General features: G+C 68.3%; 15 protein-coding genes and 2 tRNA genes. 7 read left to right on the forward strand and 10 right to left on the reverse strand.

What is annotated here, in order from left to right; translation table 11 throughout:
- Nucleotides 1-49 precede the first annotated feature (49 nt).
- Nucleotides 50-580, reverse strand: a complete 531-nt coding sequence (locus tag ACI790_RS10730) for a DUF1697 domain-containing protein (protein ID WP_456569774.1) — start codon at nt 578-580, stop codon at nt 50-52.
- 211 nt (nt 581-791) lie between these two features.
- Between ACI790_RS10730 and ACI790_RS10735 the strand changes: the two genes are divergently transcribed.
- The gene (locus ACI790_RS10735; protein ID WP_456569775.1) at nt 792-1,703 is read left to right on the forward strand and encodes a DUF559 domain-containing protein; all 912 of its coding nucleotides are present in this window, start codon (nt 792-794) and stop codon (nt 1,701-1,703) included.
- Between the two features lie 125 nt (nt 1,704-1,828).
- Here ACI790_RS10735 and clpX read toward each other — a convergent pair whose 3' ends face one another.
- The 6 genes from clpX to ACI790_RS10765 all read right to left on the reverse strand — a co-directional run bounded on the left by clpX (nt 1,829) and on the right by ACI790_RS10765 (nt 8,112).
- Nucleotides 1,829-3,103 (reverse strand): ATP-dependent Clp protease ATP-binding subunit ClpX, encoded by a 1,275-nt coding sequence (gene clpX, locus ACI790_RS10740; protein ID WP_456569776.1) that lies wholly within the window; start codon nt 3,101-3,103, stop codon nt 1,829-1,831.
- Nucleotides 3,104-3,403: 300 nt separating this feature from the next.
- Nucleotides 3,404-4,030 (reverse strand): ATP-dependent Clp protease proteolytic subunit, encoded by a 627-nt coding sequence (locus tag ACI790_RS10745; protein WP_456569777.1) that lies wholly within the window; start codon nt 4,028-4,030, stop codon nt 3,404-3,406.
- A gap of 20 nt (nt 4,031-4,050) precedes the next feature.
- Nucleotides 4,051-4,689 (reverse strand): ATP-dependent Clp protease proteolytic subunit, encoded by a 639-nt coding sequence (locus ACI790_RS10750; RefSeq protein ID WP_442864491.1) that lies wholly within the window; start codon nt 4,687-4,689, stop codon nt 4,051-4,053.
- A gap of 248 nt (nt 4,690-4,937) precedes the next feature.
- Nucleotides 4,938-6,401: a trigger factor gene (gene tig, locus ACI790_RS10755; protein ID WP_456569778.1), complete on the reverse strand. Its 1,464-nt coding sequence runs from the start codon at nt 6,399-6,401 to the stop codon at nt 4,938-4,940.
- A gap of 132 nt (nt 6,402-6,533) precedes the next feature.
- Nucleotides 6,534-6,607: transfer RNA gene (locus ACI790_RS10760), tRNA-Pro, on the reverse strand.
- 50 nt (nt 6,608-6,657) lie between these two features.
- Complete coding sequence (locus ACI790_RS10765) at nt 6,658-8,112, reverse strand: amidase (RefSeq protein WP_456569779.1); 1,455 nt, start codon at nt 8,110-8,112, stop codon at nt 6,658-6,660.
- A gap of 206 nt (nt 8,113-8,318) precedes the next feature.
- On the opposite strand from ACI790_RS10765, the gene ACI790_RS10770 reads away from it, so the two are divergent.
- The 3 genes from ACI790_RS10770 to ACI790_RS10780 all read left to right on the forward strand — a co-directional run bounded on the left by ACI790_RS10770 (nt 8,319) and on the right by ACI790_RS10780 (nt 11,167).
- On the forward strand, nt 8,319-10,256 hold the full coding sequence (locus ACI790_RS10770) for an alpha/beta hydrolase (RefSeq protein ID WP_456569780.1): 1,938 nt from the start codon (nt 8,319-8,321) through the stop codon (nt 10,254-10,256).
- A 117-nt stretch (nt 10,257-10,373) separates the two neighbouring features.
- Nucleotides 10,374-10,760 carry a hypothetical protein gene (locus tag ACI790_RS10775; RefSeq protein WP_456569781.1) on the forward strand — a complete coding sequence of 129 codons (387 nt, stop codon included), beginning with the start codon at nt 10,374-10,376 and terminating at the stop codon, nt 10,758-10,760.
- Nucleotides 10,761-11,093: 333 nt separating this feature from the next.
- Nucleotides 11,094-11,167, forward strand: a tRNA-Gly gene (locus ACI790_RS10780).
- Between the two features lie 292 nt (nt 11,168-11,459).
- Here ACI790_RS10780 and ACI790_RS10785 read toward each other — a convergent pair.
- The 3 genes from ACI790_RS10785 to ACI790_RS10795 form a co-directional block, all read right to left on the reverse strand.
- Nucleotides 11,460-13,691 (reverse strand): S8 family peptidase, encoded by a 2,232-nt coding sequence (locus tag ACI790_RS10785; RefSeq protein WP_456569782.1) that lies wholly within the window; start codon nt 13,689-13,691, stop codon nt 11,460-11,462.
- Between the two features lie 155 nt (nt 13,692-13,846).
- Nucleotides 13,847-14,527 carry an AAA family ATPase gene (locus ACI790_RS10790; RefSeq protein WP_456569783.1) on the reverse strand — a complete coding sequence of 227 codons (681 nt, stop codon included), beginning with the start codon at nt 14,525-14,527 and terminating at the stop codon, nt 13,847-13,849.
- A 1,263-nt stretch (nt 14,528-15,790) separates the two neighbouring features.
- Entirely contained in the window at nt 15,791-16,879 is a 1,089-nt protein-coding gene (locus ACI790_RS10795) for a hypothetical protein (protein WP_456569784.1), read from the reverse strand.
- A 144-nt stretch (nt 16,880-17,023) separates the two neighbouring features.
- Between ACI790_RS10795 and ACI790_RS10800 the strand changes: the two genes are divergently transcribed.
- The 3 genes from ACI790_RS10800 (at nt 17,024) to ACI790_RS10810 (ending at nt 18,408) form a co-directional block, all read left to right on the forward strand.
- The gene (locus tag ACI790_RS10800) at nt 17,024-17,239 is read left to right on the forward strand and encodes an excisionase family DNA-binding protein (protein WP_456569785.1); all 216 of its coding nucleotides are present in this window, start codon (nt 17,024-17,026) and stop codon (nt 17,237-17,239) included.
- A gap of 41 nt (nt 17,240-17,280) precedes the next feature.
- Nucleotides 17,281-17,574: a hypothetical protein gene (locus ACI790_RS10805; protein ID WP_456569786.1), complete on the forward strand. Its 294-nt coding sequence runs from the start codon at nt 17,281-17,283 to the stop codon at nt 17,572-17,574.
- Nucleotides 17,575-17,718: 144 nt separating this feature from the next.
- Entirely contained in the window at nt 17,719-18,408 is a 690-nt protein-coding gene (locus ACI790_RS10810; protein WP_456569787.1) for a site-specific integrase, read from the forward strand.
- The last annotated feature ends 97 nt before the right edge of the window (nt 18,409-18,505 follow it).

The raw sequence follows: 18,505 nt of genomic DNA on the forward strand, positions 1-18,505 counted from the left end.
GCGTTTCCCGGCCGGGAGCGCGCCCGCGGCGCACATCGCTGTCGCCTCGTCAGCGGGTGAGCTCGGCCAGCTTCCGGACCGTGTTCCAGTTGCGGTTGGTCCCGGCGACGCCGAGCAGCCGGTCCCACCTCCACCCGGCCATGGGGCTGCGGCGGACGCCCTCGGGCAGCCACAGGTAGAGCTCGCGGTTCCGGAGCTCGTACGCGCCACCGTCGGCGGGCGGCAGCGCCGGCAGCCGGTCGGGGTCCGGCGGCTCGGCGAGGAAGGTCACCGAGTACCGCGCGTGGTCGGTGACGAGGTGGCCCAGCGGATCCGCGGCGACGACGTCGGCCAGCTCGTCCGCCGTCCGGACGACGACGGGGACGTCGAACCCGAACTCCTCGCCGATGACCCTGGTGAGCTCGGCCGCCAGCTCGGCCTCGGGCAACCCGCTGTCGACCAGCACGTTTCCGCTCGCCAGGTGCATGCGGACCGCGCCGTAGCCGCGTGCGGCGAGCACCTCGCGCAGCCGCGGCATGGACACCCGTCGGGTCGCGCCCAGGTTGACCGCGCGGAGCAGGGCCACGTACCGCGTACTCACGGCCGCAAGCTACCGCCGCGGGGACCCTGACCCGTCGTGGACGTCCGGCGGCTCCACCCGGGCCGGCTGGTGGGGCACTGTGCGTCGGCGGCGGGTTCCCTGGCGGACCACCCGCCCTCCACGCACATCGCTCCGGGCTCAGCGGCGCCGCTGTCCACAGATCCCGACGACGACGACCACGCGGGCCTCCGCCCCGGCACCGTGAGCTCCCGTGGCCCACGACCTGCGCGCCCTCTTCGGCCCCGGCGGTGTCCGCACGTCGGCCGAGCTCTCCCGCCGGGTCGACCGGCACACGGTGAGCGCCTGGGTGGCGGCCGGACGGGTCCGTCGCCCGTACCCCGGCGTCCTCGTCCTGCCGGAGGCGTGGGAGGACTGGCACACCCGGGCGCTGGCGGCCGTGCTGGCGACGCGCGGGGTGCTGAGCCACGGCTCCGCGGCGGCGCTCTGGCGCCTCGCCCCCAGGGACGGCGTCATCCACGTGTCGATCCCCGCCTCGCGTCGCGCGCTCCGACGGCCGGGCCTCCGGGTGCACCGCGTCCAGGACCTCACGGCCGACCAGCTCGGGAACCTGCCCGTGACCCACCTGCCGCGCACCCTCGTCGACACCTGGGGTTGGGCGCACTCCGCGCGCGGATCGAGCCGGCTGGTGGAGTCGGCCCGCGGCTCCGTCATCGAGACGCTGCGCGATCGGCGCGTGCGCCCGGCAGCGTTGCGGGCGGGGCTGGCCGCCCAGCCCGCACTGCCGGGACGGCGCGGGTTGGACGAGCTGATCGGCCTGGTCGAGCAGGGATGCCAGAGCGAGCTGGAGATCTGGGGTGTCCGGGAGGTGCTGCGCGGACCGGGGATGCCGGCCTTCGAGCAGCAGCACCGGGTGGCGCTGCCCTTCGGCACCGTCCGGCTGGGCGCCGCTGTGCCCGGCCTGAAGGTGGCCGTCGAACTGGACGGCGCGGCCTTCCACGGCAGCGCGGAGGCGCGTGAGCGGGACATCCGGCGGGACGTCGCGCTCGCCGCCCTCGGCTGGGTGGTGCTGCGGTTCAGCTATCGCCGGCTGATGCGCGAGCCGGAGGCGTGCCGCCGGGAGATCCTCGCGGTGTGCCGGGCGCGCGCGGCGGCGCTCCGGTGAGGCGATGTGCAGCTGTGGCGGGTCCGCGCGCCGGGAACGCGCCATCGGCGCACATCGCTGCGCCGCCAGGAAACGTGAACGGCCCGCCCCCTGGTGGGGACGGGCCGTCGACGCTCAGCGGGAGGTCAGGCCGACTTCTCGCGGGGGGCGCGGGTGGGCTTGCGCGGGACGATCGTCGGGTTGACGTGCTCCAGCACGACCTCCTTGGTGATCACCACGGAGGCGACGTCCTCACGGCTGGGGATGTCGTACATGACCGACTGGAGCACCTCCTCCATGATCGCGCGGAGCCCGCGGGCGCCGGTGCCCCGGAGGATCGCCTGGTCGGCGACGGCCTCGAGCGCGTCGTCGGTGAACTCGAGCTCCACCCCGTCGAGCTCGAAGAGCTTCCGGTACTGGCGCACCAGGGCGTTCTTCGGCTGGGTCAGGATGTTGATCAGCGCCTGCCGGTCCAGCTTGCGGACGCTGGTGATCACCGGGAGCCGGCCGATGAACTCGGGGATCATGCCGAACTTCAGCAGGTCCTCGGGCATGACCTCGGCGAAGGAGTTGGCGTCCTCTATCTCCTGCTTGCCGCGGATCTCCCCGGCGAAGCCGATTCCCTGCTTGCCGGCGCGCGCCTCGATGACCTGCTCCAGGCCGGCGAACGCGCCACCCACGATGAACAGCACGTTCGTCGTGTCGATCTGGATGAACTCCTGGTGCGGGTGCTTGCGGCCGCCCTGCGGCGGCACCGACGCCGTCGTCCCCTCGAGGATCTTCAGCAGCGCCTGCTGCACGCCCTCACCCGAGACGTCGCGGGTGATCGACGGGTTCTCGCTCTTGCGGGCGATCTTGTCGACCTCGTCGATGTAGATGATGCCGGTCTCGGCGCGCTTGACATCGTAGTCGGCGGCCTGGATCAGCTTGAGCAGGATGTTCTCGACGTCCTCACCCACGTACCCGGCCTCGGTGAGCGCGGTGGCGTCGGCGATGGCGAACGGGACGTTCAGCATCCGGGCCAGCGTCTGCGCGAGGTGGGTCTTCCCGCAGCCGGTGGGGCCGATCAGCAGGATGTTGGACTTGGCCAGCTCGACAGCGTCCTCACGGGAGGCGCCTGCGCCGCCGGCCTGGATCCGCTTGTAGTGGTTGTAGACCGCGACCGAAAGCGTCCGCTTGGCCTTGTCCTGGCCGATGACGTACTGGTCGAGGAAGTCGTGGATCTCCTTGGGCTTGGGCAGCTCGTCGAACTTCAGGTCCGACGACTCGGAGAGCTCTTCCTCGATGATCTCGTTGCAGAGATCGATGCACTCGTCGCAGATGTAGACCCCGGGGCCAGCGATGAGCTTCTTGACCTGCTTCTGGCTCTTGCCGCAGAACGAGCACTTGAGCAGATCACCGCTCTCACCGATTCGTGCCACCTGCTGACCTCCACCTCGACAGTCGCCGGTCCTGGTGTCAGGTACCCGCGGGTTGGACCCTGCTTGCTTGTCTTCTGCCCCTGCTCGACCCCGCTGACAGGCTGCCCCGCGAGGCTCGACTCCCAGCACTTCCGGCCGGGGATCGGGCGTTCGCCGAACGTACCCGCCACCTCCGACGAGGTCGGGCAATGACTCACCCGCTTCGCCTGAGGCCTTCCACTTCTGTCCCGTCGTGCCCTCGAACCTCCGACGGTACGGGCCGAACACGCGTCGCGCGCGCCTCCGGCCCGTACCGATCGATCAGGAGGAGAGGGCGTTGAGCTTGCGGCTCTGGATCACCTGGTCGACGATCCCGTACTCCTTGGCCTGGGCGGCCGTCAGGATCTTGTCCCGGTCGATGTCGGTGCGGATCTGCTCCTGGGACCGGCCGGTGTGCCGGGCCAGGATCTCCTCCATCTGCACCCGGACCCGCTCGATCTCGGCAGCGTGGATCTCCAGGTCGGTGACCTGACCGCCGGCCTCGCCCGAGGGCTGGTGGATCAGCACGCGGGAGTAGGGCAGCGCCAGTCGCTTGCCCGGCGTCCCGGCCGCGAGCAGGACAGCGGCGGCCGAGGCCGCCTGACCCATGACCACGGTCTGGATGTCGGGACGGACGAACATCATCGTGTCGTAGATGGCCATGAGCGACGTGAACGAGCCGCCGGGCGAGTTGATGTAGATCGTGATGTCGCGGTCGGGGTCAGCGGACTCCAGCGTGATCAGCTGGGCCATCACGTCGTTGGCCGAGGCGTCGTCGATCTGCACGCCGAGGAAGATGATCCGTTCCTCGAAGAGCTTGTTGTAGGGGTTGGACTCCTTCATGCCGTAGCTCGTGCGCTCCACGAAGGAGGGCAGGATGTACCGGCTGGAGGGCATCTCGAAGCTCATCTGTCTGTGTCCTCGGGCGCTCAGTTGTCGGAGACCGGGTTGGCGCTGTCGGTCATGGCCGCCTTGCTCACCACGTGATCGACGAAGCCGTACTCGAGGGCCTCCTGCGCGGTGAACCACCGGTCGCGGTCGGAGTCCTTGTCGATCTGCTCGATGCTCTGCCCGGTGTGGAAGGACTGCAGCTCGTTGAGCTCCTTCTTCGTGCGGCGGAACAGGTCGGCCTGGATGGCGATGTCCGCCGCCGTGCCGCCGACACCCGCCGAGGGCTGGTGCATCATGATCCGCGCGTGCGGCAGGGCGTAGCGCTTGCCCTTGGTGCCCGCCGTCAGCAGGAACTGGCCCATCGACGCGGCCAGGCCCATCCCGTAGGTGGCGACGTCGCAGTCGATGAACTGCATCGTGTCGTAGATGGCCATGCCGGCGCTGACCGAGCCGCCGGGCGAGTTGATGTACAGGTGGATGTCCTGCTTGGGGTCCTCGGCGGACAGCAGCAGCATCTGGGCGGCCAGCTGGTTGGCGATGACGTCGTCGACCTGGGTGCCCAGGAAGATGATCCGCTCGCGCAGCAGGCGCTCGTAGACCGAGTCGCCGAGGTTCATCATGCCGCTGGCGCCACGCATCATGGGTGCGCTCGCCAGGATCGGGTCGGTGGTGCTCACGGGTGCGGTGACCTCCGTAGGACGCGTCGTGGCAGTCGTTCTCGTGTGGTGCGGGGCCCGGAACGGCCCTCCGGGAGGTGATCCCCCCGGCGATCGCCTGAGTCCTGTCGACCCTAACGCGGACCTGCGACGGGACAGTCCCCGCGCGGGCGGTGTTCGCCGTCGGCGCAGCGCCGGAGCCCCGCGAACGCGACGACGCCGCCCTCCCCGGGCGGGGAGGGCGGCGTCGCCGGTGGTGGCACCGCAGATCAGACCTTGTCGACGTCCTCGGTGTTCTCGGTGGCGCCCTCGGCGGCCTCGGTCGCGACGGCCTTGACGGCGACGTCGTCACCCTCGGCCGGGGCTTCCTCGGTGCTCTCCTCGGCGGCCTCGTCGTCGGACGCCTGCACCGTCTTTGGGCGCACGGCCTCGAGGTCGACGGTGTTGCCCGACGCGTCGGTGATCGTCGTCTGCTCGAGCAGCTGGGCCAGCGTCTTGGTGCGGCGGACGTCGGCGACGAACTCGGCGATGTTGCCGCTCTGCTGCAGCTGCTGGGCGAACTGCTCCGGGCTCATCCGGTTGCGCTGCGCCTGCGCCATGATCTGCGCCGAGAGGTCGTCGTTGGCGACGGTGACCTCACGGGCGTCGGCGATGGCGTCGAGGATGAACTGCGTCTTGACGGCCTCCTCGACGTTCTTCTTCTGCTCGGCGTCGTACTCCTCGCGGCTCTCGACGCCGGACATCTTGAGGAACGCGTCCCAGTCCATGCCGGCCTGCGCCAGCTCGCGCTCGAAGGCCTGGTTGCGCCACTCGATCTCGCGGTCGACGAGGTTCTCCGGGATCGGCACCTCGATGGTCTCGATCAGGTGCTCGACCAGCTTGTCGCGCGCCTGCGTGCCCTGCTGGATCACCTTGGTGCGGGCCAGCCGGGTGCGGACGTCCTCGCGCAGCTCGTCGAGGGTGTCGAACTCGCTGGCGGTGGAGGCGAACTCGTCGTCCAGCTCCGGCAGCTCCTTCTCCTTCACCGAGCGGACGGTGACGGTGACCTCGGCCTGCTCGCCGGCGTCGGGGCCGGAGAGGAGCGCGGTCTGGAAGGTCTTCGACTCGTCGGCGGACAGCCCGCGGACGGCGTCGTCGAGGCCCTCCATGAGGTTGCCGGAGCCGACCTCGTAGGACATGCCGGTGGTCGAGCCGTCCTCGAGGACCTCGCCGTTGAGCTTGGCCTCGAGGTCGATGGAGACGAAGTCGCCGTCCTGGGCGGCCCGCTCGACGCCGGTCAGCATCGAGAAGCGCTCGCGCATGACCGAGACCTGCTGGTCGATCTCCTCGTCGGTGACCTCGACGTCGTCGACGGTCACGGCCAGGTCGTCCAGCGACGGCAGCTCGAGCTGCGGGGCGACGTCGACCTCGGCGGTGAAGGCCAGGGTGTCGTTGTCGTCGAGGCGGGTGACCTCGATGTCGGGCTGGCCGAGCACGCGCACCTGGTTCTCGCGGATGACCTCGGAGTAGACCTCCGGGATGGCGTGCTGGACGACCTGCTCCAGGACGACGGGGCGGCCGATGCGCTGGTCGAGCACCCGGTTGGGCACCTTGCCGGGGCGGAACCCGGGGACGCGGACCTGCTTGCCCAGCTCCTTGTAGACCTCACCGAAAGCGTGGTCCAGGTCCCCCCAGGGCACCTCGATCGCCATCCGGACCCGCGTGGGGCCCAGTTCCTCGATGGTGCTCTTCACAGCGGCAGTGCTCCTCGGTAAGACAGCGGTTGCAGGCGCCCGCGGGGTCCGGTGACGCCGGGTCGACCCCCGAGTCTAGAGACGTCGGGGGCACGCGCGCGGTGGCGGGATGCGGGCATCCCGCTCGTCCGGTCGGGGTGACAGGATTTGAACCTGCGGCCCCCTGCTCCCAAAGCAGGTGCGCTACCAAGCTGCGCCACACCCCGTGGCCGCCCGAGTCTAGGCGGCTCCCCGCCGGCCACCGCTCCGGAACCCGTCAGGCCGACACCACCGGGCGGCGATCCGCCCACGGCGCCGCCTCCTCCAGCGCGGCGGCCACCCGGACCAGGACGTCCTCGCGGCCGAACGCGGCGACCAGCTGGACGCCGATCGGCAGCCCTTCCTCCGTCCAGTGCAGCGGCAGGCTGATGGCCGGCTGCCCGGTGACGTTGAACTGCGACGTGTACGGCATCAGGCTGTTGATCCGCCGGCCCTCCTCCTTCGGCCCGGCCGCGGTGAGCCAGCCCAGCTCCGGCGGCTGTGCGGCGATCGTGGGCGTCACCAGCAGGTCGAACCCCTCGCCGTCCTGGTCGCGCGGCGTCCACCAGCCGGCCATCCGCCGGGTCCACGACCCCAGCCACGTCCGCGCCCCGACGTAGTCCTCGGCGGAGAGCTTCCGGCCGACGGCGCGGTACATGACGTTGCGCGGCTCGAGCTCCCCGTCCTCGATCGGGCGGCCCAACGCCCCCCGCTCGAGCGCGGAGAGGGTGAGGGCGATGTCGGCGGCGATCGTGGTGGTGAAGAAGCGCGGGAACCGCGGGTCGAACATCGCCTCCGGCGTGCCCGGCTCGACGTCGCACCCGATCTGCTGCAGCAGCCGCCCGGCCAGCTCCACGGCGGCCCGGCAGGCGGGGTCGTCCAGGTACTGCTCCCCCGGATCGGCGTCGAGCAGGCCGACGCGCAGCCGGCCCACCGGAGCACCGACCTCCTCGGCCAGCGGACGGGGCAGCGGCGGGGCGGCGTAGGGATCGCCGGGCATGGGCCCGGCGAGGACGTCGAGGACGGCGGCGGTGTCCCGCACCGAGCGGGTGACGACGCCGTCGATCGTGGCGCCGCCCCAGCCCTCCCCCACGTCCGGCCCCTGGCTGACCCGGGCACGCGTGGGCTTCAGGCCGACCAGCCCGCACTCGGCGGCCGGGATGCGGATCGAGCCGCCGCCGTCGTTGGCGTGGGCGACGGGGACCAGGCCGGCGGCGACCGCGGCCGCGGAACCGCCGCTGGAGCCGCCGGTGGACCGGTTCGTGTCGTACGGGTTGCGGGCCGGAGCGTTCGCCGCCGGCTCGGTGGTGATCGTGGTGCCGAACTCCGGCACGTTGGTGCGGCCGAGGACGACGAAGCCCGCCGTCCGGAAGCGCTGCGCGAGGTAGCTGTCGGTGGGCCAGCGGTGCCCGGCGTCCCGGAGGAAGGACGTGCCGTAGTGCGTCTCCTCCCCGGCGACGTGGCAGCCGAGGTCCTTGAGCAGGAGCGGGACGCCTCTGAACGGACCGTCCGGCAGATCGCCCTCGGACTCCTTGCGGGCGGCGTCGAACCGGTCGCGGATCACCGCGTCCAGCTGCGGGTTGACCCGCTCGATGCGTTCGATCGCCGCGTTCACCAGCTCGGCGGGGCTGGCCTGCCCGGTACGGACGAGGTCTGCCTGCGCGGTGGCGTCCAGCCACGTGGTCTCGGTCACGTCGGCACCGTAGCGGCGATCACCGACAGGGCGACCGTCCGCAGGGCCGGCGACCCGGGCGCCGCAGGCCGCCGGGTGTGCGGTCACCGCCATCTGTAGTTGGATCATGGTCTGAGAAGCGGCGGAGTGCGCCGGCAGCGCGCAGTGAGGCCGGGAGACCGTGGAACCCACGGGGCCCGGTTCTCTCACGGACACGGAGCGAGGCCATGAACGGTCGTCGAGCAGCGTTCTTCCTGGTGCCACTGCTGTTCGTGGGCGCGTGCACGGGCACCGACGAGGACGACGCGACGGACGGCGACACCTCCCCCACGGCCACCGCCGGCAGCGCGGACATGGGCGCCTGCGAGTTCGACGTACCGGCGGGCGTGGAGATCGAGTGCGGCACGCTGCCCGTCCCGGCCGACCGCGACGACCCGGACGCCGGCGAGATCGAGCTGGCGTTCGCCGTCGTCCGCAGCGCCGCCGACAGCCCGGCGGAGGACCCCGTCGTCTACCTGTCGGGAGGTCCGGGCCAGAGCACGCTGGAACTCGTGCCGCAGGCGTTCGGCCTGCTCTACGAGCCGCTCACGGAGAACCGGGACCTGGTGCTCGTCGACCAGCGGGGCACCGGGCTGACCGAGCCGTCGCTGGCTTGCGACGAGTACAGCTCGTGGGTCCGGGAGTCCCTGGGCTCGGACCTGCCCCCGGATGAGCTGGAGGCCCAGGCGGTGCAGTCGCTGGACGAGTGCCGCCAGCGCCTGGTGGACGAGGGCATCGACTTCGCCGACTACGACAGCGCGGCATCGGCCGCCGACCTCGAGGACCTGCGCGTCGCCCTCGGCTACGACGAGTGGAACCTCTACGGCATCTCCTACGGCACCCGGCTGGCGCAGGCCGCGATGCGCGACCACCCCGAGGGAATCCGGTCGGTGGTGCTGGACGCCGCCTACCCCGTGGACGCAGATCTCTACGAGGAGACGCCGGGCAACGCCGTCCGGGCCATGGAGGCCCTGTTCGCCGCCTGCGCCGACGACCCCGGGTGCGCCGCCGAGTACCCCGACCTCGAGCGGACGTTCACGAGCCTGGTCGAGGAGCTGAACACCTCACCGGCGCCGATCACCGTGGTCGATCCGACGAACGGGCAGCGCATCGAGGACGAACTCGACGGGGACTCGCTCGTCGGCTTCCTGTTCCAGTCCCTGTACTCGACCGAGCTGCTGGCGCACCTGCCGGAGATCATCACCGCCGCGGACGACGGCGAGTTCGGCACGATCGGTCTGCTGCTCGGGGCGCTCTCCCAGCAGCTGGAGCTGGTCAGCATCGGCCAGCAGCTGGCCGTGCAGTGCCAGGAGGAGGTCGCCTTCGGCACCCGGGATGAGGTGGCCGCGGCCGCCGCCGAGCACCCGCTGGTGGAGGGCTTCTTCGAGGGCGCGCCGACCCTGGGGCCCGGCGTCTTCGACGTCTGCGATTCCTGGGACGCCGGGGAGCCCGGCGACGGGGCGAACGATCCGGTGACCAGCGAGATCCCCGCGCTGGTCCTGGCCGGCGACCTGGACCCGATCACGCCACCGCGCTGGGGCGAGGAGATCGCCGAAGGACTGCCCAACAGCTACTTCGTCCGGTTCCCGTTCACCGGGCACGGAGCCCTGCCCAGCCACGACTGCGCGGTGCGGATCGCCGCGCACTTTCTGGACGATCCCGGCAGCCAGCCGGCGACCGGCTGCGTCGACGACATCGACCCACCTGCCTTCACCGCGGACGACATCGAGGTGGAGATGACGTCGTTCGAGAGCGAGGAGCTCGGTCTCACCGGGCTGCGGCCGGAGGGCTGGACGGAGGTGATCCCCGGCGTGTGGCAGGAGTCGGTCCTGGCGTCGCTGGTCCAGCGGGTCGTGCCCGGCGCCACCGCCGAGCAGCTGCTCCAGACGGTCGGCGTGCAGATGGGGCTCGCGGAGCCACCCCAGCCGGTCGGCGAGCTGTCGACCGACTCGTTCACGTGGCAGCTCTACCGGCTGGACGACCTCGGGCAGAGCGTCGACCTGGCGCTCGCCGATGGTCCGGACGGCCTGCTGCTGGTCCAGCTGACCACCAGCCCGGCGCGGAACGACGTCCACCGCCAGGAGGTCTTCCTGCCGGCCGTCGAAGCGCTCGCCCCGCTGTCCTGAACCGCTCCCCGGTCCCCCGTCCGATCCGCGAAAGGGTTCGCCCGCCGTTAGCCTGCCGGGGAGGCGCGAGCCCAGCCCCCGGCGGTCGGAGCGCGCCCCACGGACGGAGGCCTTGCGGTGGAAATCGACGACGACGGCCTCGGCCCGGCCACTCCCACACCGCCGCCGAGGTTCGGCGTGCTTCCGGCGGCCGCGGCGCTGGTGCGCCTCCCGTTCGACCTGGCCGTCCTGGTCGGCTACGCCGTGCGTGAGCTCCCGCTGCTGGTGCAGGACGTGCGCAGCACGGTGAACGACGTCGCCCGGCTGGTGCACCACGGCGAGCGGGGCGGCGCGCTGCAGGAACTGCTCGACAGCCTCGCCCGCGCGGCCCGGGCGGACAGCGCGGGGGCGCTGACGCATGCGCTGCGCTCGGCGGGTGACCTGGCCGCGGTGCGGGCGGAGGTCGAGCGGCAGCGCCTCCTGATCGGGGACGTCGATCCCGCTCAGGACCGTGGAGACGGCTGACGCCGCCGGTCACCCGAACTGCTCGACCGGCGCCGTCCGCAGGCCGGTGGCGGGGCGAGCCAGCCGGCCGGACGACGGCGGATCAGCCACTCGGGGCGGCCAGCAGCCAGTCCCGCCAGCCGCGGGCGGGGGCGTCGGCGGCCTCGGCTCGCGCCAGAGCGAGCGCGGCAGCGCGTTCACCCGGTCACCGTACGAGCCGAGACGGCGGAGTCGATCAGCCGGAAGGAGGAGAACGGGGTACCGCCGGCGACGCGGCGGGAGCGGCGTTCCTGGGAGGCGCTACCCTCGGTGCGGACTCCGGCCCACCGGTCACGATCGGCGGGCATCTGTCTCGCGGGTGTAGCTCAATGGTAGAGCCCCAGCCTTCCAAGCTGGCCATGCCGGTTCGATCCCGGTCACCCGCTCCATGCATAACCGCAGGTCCGAGCGCCTGTTAGGCGTACTGGAGGAGTCCTGGAGGACTCTCCGGACGGCCCGATATGACCCCCCTTGGACCCCTGTTTTCCGCCTCATTGGTCATGTTGTGGTCACGCCGCGCGGCGCATACGGCGAGGGCGCAGTCTCTCTTCAACTCCGACGGGACGGCGTGACCACACTCTGGTCAAGCGGTGAGTTCAAGGGCGTGCCGAGCCGCGATCCGTCGTGCGGTTTCCCCGCCGGTACCGCTAGCCGGTCGGGCCGTAGACGGCTCCCGGCACTTTACGACGCGTCGACCTCAACATCCACAGTTAGAAGCTGTTCCACCTCGGCATATAGTTCAACATCAACGTCGCCTAGATCAACGCTGACTACCAGCGAGAATGGGAGCTTCTGACTCATGTACGCCTCCCGCTCGCTCCACCAGCCATAAACCGGCTGGATAGCTATCAACCGCTCACCTGAGATCTCAGCAGCGGACGCCGTGGTCCAATCCTGCTGAAGCGTGCCACGCGACCGAGCGGTGATTCCAACAGTCCAGGGAAAACTACCCGGCCCACCGCCCACATAAGACGACGATCGACTGGCAGCATTAGCTCGCTGTATGAAGTCGTCCGCCTCCTCCAATGGGCCTTGCATGTCCCACCGCAAGCGTGCGCCGGCGTAGTCCCGACGAATCAGGTTGTCTGTTGGATCGACGAAGTAGGAGAGCGTTACCGTCAACCTCGCCGACACATCCCCGAAGCCCATAGCTCCGAAATCAGGCAGCGGGACATGAATGAACAGCGCCGTGCGTTCCTCGCTGGATCCGGCGCCAGACACTTCACCCTCATGGACGAGCACCACCCGGTTGCTGTCACTGACACCCATGCGAGTCAAATCGGGCCGGCCGTAGCCGATGGCCCTCAAGATGTCCCGCTTATCGCCCAATTGAGCAACCGTTCCCTCGGGCCAAGTTGCCGAGTGCACAAGAAGCCCTCGGATGGTAGCTAGGCGCAGACCTGGATGCATTGATGCTAGGCGCGCCAGAGCGAAACTGGCTTGGGCCGCAGCTGCGCTTGTGGCCCAGGTGCGCTCGAGAAGACCCCTTGAACGAAACCCAGTCGTTAAGATTGACAACCCTTGCAAGCCGCTACCTTCAAGGCCGCCCCCCGGTGCACTATTTCCCCCCTCCATGACTATTTCTGGCTTTATCGGCAGATTACCTGGAGGGGCCGTCGTTGTGTAGGGACTGAGCTGCCCGGGCTGAGCCAAGGGAGGAGGCGCCCCCAGAGAGACGTCAGTGGCCGTCAGGGTCGTCAAGTCAGTGACCGCTCCCACTGTTAGAGCATTCCATGCTTGCGCTGGCTGCTCATGGACTTCCGCCAAGTTAGTTGACGGATAGAGCGCTGGATCGGCGATGGCGCTAGCGTTTCCTGCAGCCACCACAAGCAAACGGCCCCGACCCTCATTCCAAGCTGCTTGGTCTATTGAAACAGACCAGGACGTACGCTGGCCTGGTCGAGGGTTATATGCGCCGATCGAAACATTATGTACCACCTCGCGACCTTCGGCGTACGATTCAGCCAACTGAACCGCGAGGGTCTGACGTTCGGCCCACAGTTCTACGCCGTCCGCCGAATCGTCCAGCAGCCTGATTGCGACCAGCCAATGCTCTGGTGTTATCGATTCCGCGACGATGGACGCGGCCAGATCGTCATACAGGGCAAGTCCCGCCATCTCCGTACCGTGCCCGTGCCGATCCTCGCCGTCGACACCAGGAACCGCTGAGTCAACTCCCAGCAACGCTGCGCGTATATAGGGGTGCGCCGACCGAACGCCCGTATCGTGAACAGCGACGACATTCGCCTCAATAGGAGCTGGGTTGACGACCACGGGCTGGCCGAGGTCGTCTGATCTCTCCGCCAGTTCAACCAGTCGAGCAGCTTGAGCTATGTGCACTTCCACAGCGATGTCGGCGAGTAGAGCGGGCACTTCGCGCAGAATCTCGCCCGTGATTCTCACTAGATAGACATTCCGCTCAGGACCAATTGACACGGGCACTCTATCTGGCTCGTCCACTAAGCTCGCAAGCGCCTCGACCTCTGCGCGTCGGTCAATGAAGGCTGCCCCATTTGGATCGCCAGCGTTTGGTACCCACACCTCCACCCAATAGTGGAAATCCGGAGATATCGCAGCCTCTTCAATTTCCCCGAGACTGAGGTCCGCCAAGCTGGCCAGTCTTAGCCGATCGACCCGGTTAACCAGGTTCCGGTTCCGCGGGTTGCCAAAACTAGTTTCCTGGTCGCGGTACTGCAGAACCGTTCCTCGAAGCCCACGACCTTGGTCTGAGATTCTGATTGTCGCGACATCTCGCTCCGCATCGAAGGACAAGACTTGCCCCACGGCGGCCAATTCCTCTCCAGCATCGCCCAGGTTTTGCCCCTCCACGGCGACGATGGCCGAGGAGACGCGCGGTAGCGCGACTCGCTGTGCCGAGATTTGGTCTGCAAGGCCTTCGAGGTTCCGCAACAACCGATCGGCGTGCTCCCGCCGCTCCCGCACTGGCGTCGGGGTCGGTATGGCTCGCCCCGCACTGCGATATGGCTGCGACGTCCCGGACCTGAGGTTCAGTAGCGGGAGCCCGTAACGAATCACAACCGGCTGTATATCACGTGGTAATCATAACCTCAAAGCACCAGCGGCCTGACACGCCTCTTCGCCAGTGCCTGCGTGATCTCCGCGAAGGAAGGGCAGTCTGCGTTAGCAAGAACTGCTATTTTGTGGGCATCTTGAAAGGACGTGGATACGTCGGCCAAGCTTAGGCCAGAAGCTTCTTGCGCCAATGACATGACCTGAGAAGGCGAGGAAGGTGCCCCAACCCTGTGCAGCAAGCGAGAAAGAAGTTCCGCGATGGCCGCATCATCGGGAAGCTCGTACTCTAAGACGTCATCAAAACGTCGGAATAGCGCCGCATCAACTGCACCGGCCACATTAGTCGCCGCAACAAAGATGCTGTCACTTTCGTCTGCGTCGAGCAGTTGCAAGAAGGTTCCAACGACCCGCTTTATCTCGCCGATGTCACCCTGCTCAGAACGACTGCTTCCCAGCGCATCGAACTCGTCAAACAAGTAGACGCCCCGTGTCTTTGACGCTTCGTCGAAGATGTCCGATAGCGCCGAAGCGGTTTCGCCCAGATAGCGACTGAAGAGAACTTCCAACCGCACGCGGGCTAGTGGAAGTTGCAAATCCCCTGCTAAAGCTCGAGCCGTCATCGTCTTCCCGGTTCCAGGGGGGCCGTGAAGAAGCATTCGGCGACGAGGCTTCAAACCGTGACTAGCGAGGCGGTCGGCGGCTCGCTGCTCGATCACGTACTGCTGCAGACTGTGACTCACTCGGTCCGGCAAGACCAAATCCTGCAAACTAGCCCGCTCATACGTGAGGGACAGAACCCGTTGTAGATCGCGGGGGGCTCGGGCTATAGGCGTCGCCTTGGCTGAGCGTCTGTCTTGATTCCCCTCCGCTTTCAATTCTCGAAGGCGTTGGGCGACGTGTATGTGCCCCAATCGACTCTCTGCTGCGATGAGCTGGTTGAGGAGATTGGAGAAGCGCGTGGAATCAGAAGCGAAATGGGCGCGCACGAGCTCAGTTACGAGCTCCCCTGTCGCCACCGTCGCCTCCTCTGCTGATTCTCAGCGTACTCGTCCTCTAGATCGACATCTCCGACGGAACCTTAAGGGGAGGAGACGACAGTCTCAGCGCTGAGACTCCCAGCCCAGCTTTGACGCCAAGACTGCCACGAGGCGCTGCAGAGGGCAGGCCGCGGTAGGCGGAGGAGCGCAACCTGGTCAGAGACCACGGTGCCCCGAGCCGTGTGCGGAGCGGCCAGTCGGCTGATCGGGCCTCTTCCCACTGTCGCCAACCGCCGCTGCCCATGGTGGTGATGGGGCACACCACGCGTCGGCATGCAGGAGTCAACGCCCGGGTGGACGTTGACTGCCGTCAGCGCTCCAACGTGGCGGTGGTGGCTGCTCGAAGCTCCGGGGCATCCATCGGCCGTCCCCGACATGTCCTGCGCGCGTGACCAAACTGCTGTGAGCCGGCCCCACTCAAGGCAACCGCCAGCAGCACCCGAGAAGCTCCCACCAAGCACTCTCGGGCGTGCGCGCAGTCTTTACCGGGCAACGTTGCCGGACGACAGCAGCAGGCTCATCGGCGGAGGGTGCGCTCACAGATCGCGACGGGTCACACCTCTTGCCTCGAGGAGTCTGCAGCCGCGACCTACTGCCGCTCCAGCGCCTCGCGCCACCCTCGGAAGTTGTAACAACGAGTCGGCGGACGCCAAGATGCAAGAGGTGTGTGCCACTTGATCTTGTGGCTCCTCCTGTGACAGAGCGCTCGGTGATCGACGCGGATGGCACGTCCGGCCTGATCACGCTGTCGTGTCCTCGGCAGCCGTTGACGTAAGTCATGGGGCTCTGGCTGATGACCATGAGTGGGCGCAGGGCGCCGGCATGTCGTCGCGGGCGCATTCACATCACCAAGGGCTGCGATCAAGATCGAAATGAACTGCACACCGTCCACCACGGCGGCGCCGTCAACGTGAAGGCACTAGCCCTTGCGGACTGGTCTGGTTACTCGTGGGGCTCAGAAGTTTCCGAGACGTCCTCCACTACCTCAGGCGACAACGAGGCACCGGCTAACACTGCATGTTCGAGCTTCTGGCCTACTTCACCGAGCCAGGTCGTCACCTGGGAGACGATCTCGTGCTCTAGTGCCCCTGGGCGTAGGGGTACGGACAGGGCCCGTCCGCCGTAGATCTCCACCGTCTCCTCGGGAAACGCCTTACGGGCTGCTTGGGCGCCGCCGGTGAAGGTTAGCCAGAGCGGGCTGCGTCCATGTTCCGCCCACAGCCAAGGGCTGACCTTCAGCGTCGCGGCGACGCCTCCCAGTTTGAGAAGCTTTCCGTAGGCCATGACGCCGATCTTGGTTGTGCTTTGGCGTCGGCCGTAGGGACTGGCCACTTCCTTCTTCAAGGCGTTGTCCCAGATGGACTCAACCAAGTCGGCAAGCTGCACTACACGGCGAGCCGACTCCTGATCCGTCAGCTGCTCGGTCGTCCATGGGACGAACGACTGTGAGTCGACCTGGTCTACCAGTGCCCGAAGTTGACGTACGTCCTCTGCGAGCGGTTGGGCAGCAACAGCCTCTATCGGGTCGAGCAACGCTCGCCAAGAGGTCGCTCCGACGACGAAGCCGTCCGGGGACTCGCCGAAGCGCCAGGACGCCGTGATGGCTCGAGGCTTCAGGTCGTAGAGGCCCTCGAGGTCACTCCACAGGGATGACAGTCGTCGCGGTGGGCAAACGAACACCAGCACACCACTGTGAGGATGATTTGGGGCAAGCTCCATCCATTGCTTTTGCAGCCGGCGCTTGTAAGAGCCGTCGGCCTGCGCCTCGGTGAGTCCCGCCCAGAACTTGCCCTCTACGTGGATCACTTCACGGATGGCGTCGCGTCCGACCACGTCGGGGCGGCCGTCGGCGTCTGCCGCCTGGGTGCTGTATCGGATCTCCTCTGGGAGGTGGCTGCTGCCGAGACGCACAGCCGCCGTCAGCGCGGCGGCGCCGACTGGGTCTTCCAGCAAGACCCCCAGAGCATCAGTTGCAGCCAGTTCTCCGCTCAAGCCGACAACCTTGTGCGCCAGACGGGCGAGGATGGACATCGGCGCAGTGTGCCATCGGTTTCCGATACACCCGCGGTGCGCCACGGATTCACAGTTGTCGGATCTCGCCGGATGGGCGGTCACCGACGAGTGGGTAGATAGGATCTGGAGACGTACTGAAGATCTTCGACGATCGTCGAGGACATGATGACGCGAGCGGCCCGGGGTAACGACGGCGATCGCGAGCCGCTGATGAGCGTCGCGCAGGCCGGCGAGTACCTCGGCACCGGTGACCGGTTCATCCGTCGGCTCATCACGGAGCGCCGGATCAGCTACGTCAAAGTCGGCAAGTATGTGCGCCTGGAGCGATCGGCGCTAGACGCCCTTGTGGACGCCGGCCGCGTCCACAGCCAGCGGTGATCCCGGCAGACGACCGCTGATCCACCCGCCAAGGTCGGCACGTGGCCAAGCGGACGTTCGGGTCGGTCGACCGGCTCCCAAGCGGCCGCTTTCGCGCTCGCTACCTCGGCCCCGACGGGCGACGCCACACCAAGATCTTCGTGGCCAAGGCCGACGCCTGGGCCTGGCTCGCGAGCGAGCAGACCGACCTCCTCCGTAAGAGTTGGCGAGCTCCCAGCGCCAGCGGCCGGACCGTCGGCGAGTACGCCGAGGACTACCTCGCCCGCAACGACCTCCGCGAGAGCACCCGCGTGCTCTACGCCGGACTGTGGCGCCACCACCTCGCCGAGGCATGACCCCACGTCCCTGTCGATGAGATCCGCCCGGCCGCCGTCCGCTCGTGGCACGCGAAGGCGAGCCGAACTACCGGCCCGACAGCGCTAGCTCAGTCTTACCGGCTCCTGCGCGCCATCCTCAACGTCGCGGTCGCCGACGAGGTCATGTCCGCCAATCCGTGCAGGCTGCGCGGTGCCGGCACGCCAAAGGCCTCCCGCCCTTCCCGCGCACTCACCGCCGCAGATGCCCTGCAGCTGGCCGAGCAACTGGGCAAAGACCGGAGGACCGAGCGCTACCGCGCACTTCTGCTCGTCCTGGCCTTCGGCGGTCTGCGGTTCGGTGAAGCCACTGCGCTTCGCCGGTCCGACGTCATGCCCGGTGGTCAAGTGCGCATCGAACGCTCGGTCCGTCGCGTCAGCGGCCGGTGGGTGGTTGGCGAACCTAAGACCGACGCCGGACGACGGACCGTGACCCTTCCTGCTGCCATCACGGCCGTGCTCGAAGAGCATCTGGAGAAGCACGTCCCCAGTTCTCCAGACGCCCTCCTGTTCTCCACTAGTTCCGGCGGCTACCTGGCCCGCAGCAACTGGAACTCGACCTTCCGCCGCACCGCAGACGCCATCGGGCTACCGGCGGTCCGACCACACGAGCTCCGCCATACCGGCGCCACGCTGGCCGCGGCGACCGGCGCGACGACCAAGGAGCTAATGCGCCGGCTGGGTCACTCCTCCCCCGCCGCTGCGCTCCTGTATCAGCATGCCGCCGACGACCGCGACGCCGACATCGCCCGCGCGCTCGACGCCATGCTGGGTGCGATCACCGCGGCGCCCGACGACAACGAGCGGCCGCAGTAGCCCGAGACGCGTTTGGTCACATAGTGGTCACGCGTGCCTGTCCAGACACCCGAATGTGCCGCTGACCAGCGCTGACCGTCCCGCAACGTCCCGCCTT

The sequence above is a fragment of the Blastococcus sp. SYSU DS0539 genome, assembly GCF_054050855.1.

What these genes read in the sequence shown, in the direction of transcription:
- ACI790_RS10745 (WP_456569777.1), bottom strand. Translation starts at nt 4,030, where the DNA reads ATGAGCTTCGAGATGCCCTCCAGCCGGTACATCCTGCCCTCCTTCGTG.
- ACI790_RS10810 (WP_456569787.1), top strand. Translation starts at nt 17,719, where the DNA reads ATGTCCGCCAATCCGTGCAGGCTGCGCGGTGCCGGCACGCCAAAGGCC.
- ACI790_RS10800 (WP_456569785.1), top strand. Translation starts at nt 17,024, where the DNA reads ATGATGACGCGAGCGGCCCGGGGTAACGACGGCGATCGCGAGCCGCTG.
- ACI790_RS10770 (WP_456569780.1), top strand. Translation starts at nt 8,319, where the DNA reads ATGAACGGTCGTCGAGCAGCGTTCTTCCTGGTGCCACTGCTGTTCGTG.
- ACI790_RS10795 (WP_456569784.1), bottom strand. Translation starts at nt 16,879, where the DNA reads ATGTCCATCCTCGCCCGTCTGGCGCACAAGGTTGTCGGCTTGAGCGGA.